Origin of the sequence: Protofrankia sp. CiP1_Cm_nod1 (assembly GCF_920888515.1) — a bacterium.
In the GTDB taxonomy this organism is placed as follows: domain Bacteria; phylum Actinomycetota; class Actinomycetes; order Frankiales; family Frankiaceae; genus Protofrankia.
Genome location: NZ_CAKKTM010000058.1, coordinates 1 through 4,785, shown reverse-complemented (window position 1 = coordinate 4,785; position 4,785 = coordinate 1). Strand labels below are relative to the sequence as shown.

Below are 4,785 nucleotides of genomic sequence, written 5' to 3'. Positions count from 1 at the left end.
GGCGAGGGCAGCCCGCTGGGGATGGTCGGCCGACCCGCAGCAGACCGTGCCGGCGGCGCGCAGCAGGTCCCAGGCCGCGACGTCGAGCAGTCCGGGCGCGACCCGGGGACTGGTCACGACGACGACGATGCTCGCGGTCACCAGGCCCCCTCGGCCGGCCCGGCCGACCTGGCCGCTCCGGTCACCCCGGGCGGCCAGGCCAGCATGACCGGATCGGTCAGCGCGGCCGGCGGGACTGCTGGCGGGACGGGGACGGTCACTGGGTGAGCGTGAGTCCCGGGCCCAGCGACGGCGCGGGCGCCGGGGTTGTCGCCACCGAGACGGCCGCGGCCACCACCGCGAGCTGGGCGGCGTCCCAGGCGCCGAACCTCGGGTTGATCGAGACCGATTCCCGGGCCGCGGTCTCGCGCAGCTTCGTGTACACGGCCTGGTTGCGCTGGCTCTCGGCCAGCGACCGGACGAGATAGCCCTGCGCCTGGTCGAAGCTCAGCGAGATCTGCTTCTTCTGTCCGCCGAACTTCGCGACGATCTTGTCGTACTCGTCGCGGGCCTGCTTCCTGGTGGCGTCCGTGACCGTGACCGGGGCCAGCTTGTCCGCGATCGCCGACTCCAGGGCGTTGGAGCGGATGAAGACGCGCAGGTCCTGGCGGGCTATGCCGCCGAGCGCCGCCAGCTGCTCGAAGGCCGCGACGCTGCCGAACCCGAGCACGCTGTACGCCTGGTAGAAGGCGTCGAGGTCCTGGTCGGTCCCTGTGATCCCGAGGCTGCGGGCCTCCCGCTCGAGCAGGTCGAGCTGGACGAGGGTGGTCAGCGCGCGCCGCTGCAGATCGGTGCGTTCGATCGGCGCGATGCTCTGGGCGGCGCCGGGATCGGCCGCGGCGGCCGACCGGCTGACGGCCAGGCCACGGTCGACGACGTCACGCAAGGTCGACGTCCTGATCGTGTCATCGCCGATCTGGGCGGCGGACCCGGCATGGGTGGTGCACGCGGAGGCGGTAAGGACCACCAACGCCACGCCGGCGAGGATGCGGCGAGCGGCAGAACGGGGCTTCACGGCTGTGACCGTACCGACTCGCCGCCCGCCGCGCACAGCCAGGCCACCGGTGGGCGTAACCCCCACCGCGTCCGCGCTCCTCGCCACCCACCCGGTTGAAGATCCACCGGAACCGGCCGCGGACCGGCGGGGCACGAAATCAGCGGGCATGGGATCAGCGGGCATGGGATCAGCGGGACGCGGCCGTGGCCGCCGCCGCGACCGAGTCGCCGGCGACCGCCGCCAGCAGCTCCGCGGCCCAGGTGAGGACGGCGCGGTCACGCAGCGGCCGGGCGCCGATACGCGGGGTCTCCGCCGGCACCGGCACCAGGACCGTGCGCACCGCCGGCTTGACCACGGCCCCCTTGTACAGCCGCTGGAGGCGCATGGTCTGGCTCTCGCGCAGCTCCAGCGGCGCGAACCGGATCTGGCGGCCGGCCACGGTGATCTCGGTGACGCCGTGCCGGCGGGCCAGCACCCGCAGGGAGGCGACCGCCAGCAGGTTCTCGGCCGGCTCGGGCGGCGTCCCGTAGCGGTCGAGGAGCTCGGCGCGGACCTCGGCGATGTCGTCGTCCGAGACGGCGGCGGCCAGGCGGCGGTAGGCGTCCAGCCGCAGCCGCTCGCTGGGGACGTAGTCGTGCGGCAGGCTCGCGTTCACCGGGAGCTCGACCTTGACCTCGGGCGGCTCCTCGACCGCGGTGCCCTTGAAGTCCGCGACGGCCTCACCGACCATCCGCACGTACAGGTCGAAACCGACCGAGGCGATGTGCCCGGACTGTTCCCCACCGAGCAGGTTGCCCGCCCCGCGGATCTCCAGGTCCTTCATGGCCACGGCCATTCCGGCACCGAGGTCGGAATGCTGGGCGATCGTCGCGAGCCGGTCGTGCGCGGTTTCGGTGAGCGGCTTGTCCGGCGGATACAGGAAATATGCGTAGGCGCGTTCCCGGCCGCGGCCCACCCGGCCCCGCAGCTGGTGCAGCTGGGACAGCCCGAACACGTCGGCGCGTTCCACGACGAGGGTGTTGGCGTTGGAGATGTCCAGCCCCGACTCGACGATGGTGGTACATACCAGGACGTCGAACTTCTTCTCCCAGAAGGCGACCATCACCTGCTCGAGGGCGTCCTCGCCCATCTGGCCGTGCGCGGTGGCGACGCGGGCCTCGGGGACGAGGTCGCGTAGCCTCGCCGCGGCCGCGTCGATCGACTCCACCCGGTTGTGGATGAAGAAGACCTGCCCCTCCCGCAGCAGCTCACGGCGGATCGCGGCGGCGATCTGCCGGTTGTCGCTCGGCCCGACGAAGGTCAGGATCGGGTGCCGCTCCTCCGGCGGGGTGTCGATCGTCGACAGCTCCCGGATACCGGTGATCGACATTTCCAGTGTCCGCGGGATCGGGGTGGCGCTCATGGTGAGCACGTCCACCGCGGTCCGCATTTTCTTCAGATATTCCTTGTGTTCGACGCCGAAGCGCTGCTCCTCGTCGACGATCACCAGGCCGAGGTCCTTGAAACGGGACGCGGACGACAGCAGCCGATGCGTTCCTATCACCACGTCGACGGTGCCGTCGGAAATCCCGTCGAGCACCGTCTTCTGCTCGGACGCGGAATTGAAGCGCGACATCGCCCGTACGTTCACGGGAAACGCGGCATACCGCTCGGAGAACGTCTGGAAATGCTGTTGGACGAGCAGTGTCGTCGGGACGAGAACAGCGACCTGCTTGCCGTCCTGCACCGCCTTGAACGCCGCCCGGACCGCGATCTCGGTCTTGCCGTAGCCGACGTCGCCGCAGATGACCCTGTCCATCGGGACGGGTCTGCGCATGTCGGCCTTGACCTCCTCGATGGCCGAGAGCTGGTCGGGGGTCTCCCGGAACGGGAAAGCGTCCTCCAGCTCCCGCTGCCACGGGGTGTCCGGGCCGAAGGCGTACCCGGGCGCGGCCATCCGCGCGCTGTACAGGCGGATCAGCTCGCCGGCGATCTCCTTGACGGCCTTGCGGGCGCGTCCCTTGCGCTTCGCCCAGTCGGCGCCGCCGATCCGGTCGAGGCTCGGGCCCTCGCCGCCGACGTAACGGGTGACCTGTTCGAGCTGGTCGGTCGGGACGTACAGACGGTCACCCTTCGCGTACTCGAGGACGAGGTACTCGCGGGTGGCGCCGGCGACCGTCCGGGTCACCATCTCGATGTACCGGCCGACCCCGTGGGCGTCGTGGACGACCAGGTCGCCGGCGCGCAGCGCGAGCGGGTCGATGCCCTTGCGGCGCCGGTGCGGCATCCGGCGCATGTCACGGGTGGTGACACCGCGCTGGCCGGCGAGGTCCGCCTCGGTCAGGACGGCGATGCCGAGCAGGTCGCTGGTGAAGCCGCTGCCGAGCTGGCCGCAGGTGACCGTGGCCACGCCACGGGCGAGGTCGGCGTCCTCGGCGAGACGGGCGCCCAGGTCGGCGTCCCGCAGCAGCTCGACGAGCCGCTGGGCGGGGCCATGCCCCTCGGTCACCAGCAGGACACGCCAGGAGCCGGCGAGCCAGCCCTTGATGTCCGCGAGCACCCGCGCGGTGTCACCATGGTAGGCGGTGGCCGGCCGCAGGCTGGAGATCACCGTGTGGTCGTCGAAGGCATCCTCGCCGCTGGCGGCGCCCCACACCTGGTGGTCGCCGGGACGGCCGTCGCCGCCCGCGCCACCCCCGGAGCCGCCGCTCCCGGGCCGGTCGCCGCCCGAGAGGCCGTCGGCGGTGACGCCGCCGCCGAACGGGCCGACCGACCACCACGGCAGGCCGATCTCGGTGGCCCGCTGGCGCACCTGCGCGATCGAGCGGTAGGCCGCCGCGCCGAGATCGATCGGGGCGCTGCCGCCGGCGGCGGCCGTGCTCCAGGACGCCTCCAGGAACTCGTGGCTCGTGCGCACCAGTTCGGTGGCCCGGGCCCGGACCCGTTCCGGGTCGCACACCAGCACATGCGTGCCGGCGGGCAGCTCGTCGAGCATCAGCACCATCTCGTCGCAGAGCACCGGCGCGAGCGCCTCCATACCGTCCACCGGAATGCCGTCCGCGATCATGTCGAGCATGTCGAGCAGTTCGGGATGCGCCTGTGCCAGCTCCCGGGCACGGGCCCGGACCGGTGGGGTGAGCAGCAGTTCGCGACACGGCGGCGCGAACAGCCGCGGCCGGGCGTCCCGGCCATCCCCGCCGCTCGGGCCGCCGCTCGGGCCGCCGGACGGACCGCCGGACGGGCCGGACAGCGCCCGCTGGTCGGCCACTGAGAACGGCCGGATGTCCTCGACCTCGTCGCCGAAGAACTCCACCCGCAGCGGATGCTCCTCGGTCGGTGGGAAGACGTCGAGGATGCCGCCGCGCACCGCGATCTCGCCACGCCGTTCCACCAGGTCGACCCGGTGGTACGCGGCCCCGACAAGCCGGTCCACGACCTCCCCCAGGTCGGCGCTGTCGCCGACGGCCAACGTCACCGGCTCGAGATCCCCGAGACCGGCGACCTGAGGCTGCAGGACGGCCCGTATCGGCGCCACCACGACCGACAACGGCGGCCGGCCGGTGCTGCCGGGGTGGGCCAGCCGCCGCAGCACGGCGAGGCGCAGCCCCACCGTGTCGGCCCGCGGGGACAGCCGTTCGTGCGGCAGGGTCTCCCAGCTCGGGAACACCGCGACCGTGTCGGGATCGATCAGGCTCGACAGCGCCGCGGCGAGATCGTCGGCCTCCCGCCCGGTGGCGGTGACGGCCAGCACCGGCCGGCCGGCCCGGACC

The 4,785-nt window shown here is 72.7% G+C and carries 2 protein-coding genes; both read right to left on the bottom strand.

Annotated features, from left to right (window positions below):
* Positions 1-256: 256 nt before the first annotated feature.
* The gene (locus tag NBX02_RS03530; protein ID WP_250285631.1) at positions 257-1,054 is read right to left on the bottom strand and encodes a hypothetical protein; all 798 of its coding nucleotides are present in this window, start codon (positions 1,052-1,054) and stop codon (positions 257-259) included.
* Between the two features lie 169 nt (positions 1,055-1,223).
* Positions 1,224-4,785 (bottom strand): transcription-repair coupling factor (gene mfd / locus NBX02_RS03525; protein ID WP_250289986.1); only part of this gene is annotated, 3,562 nt, incomplete at its 5' end.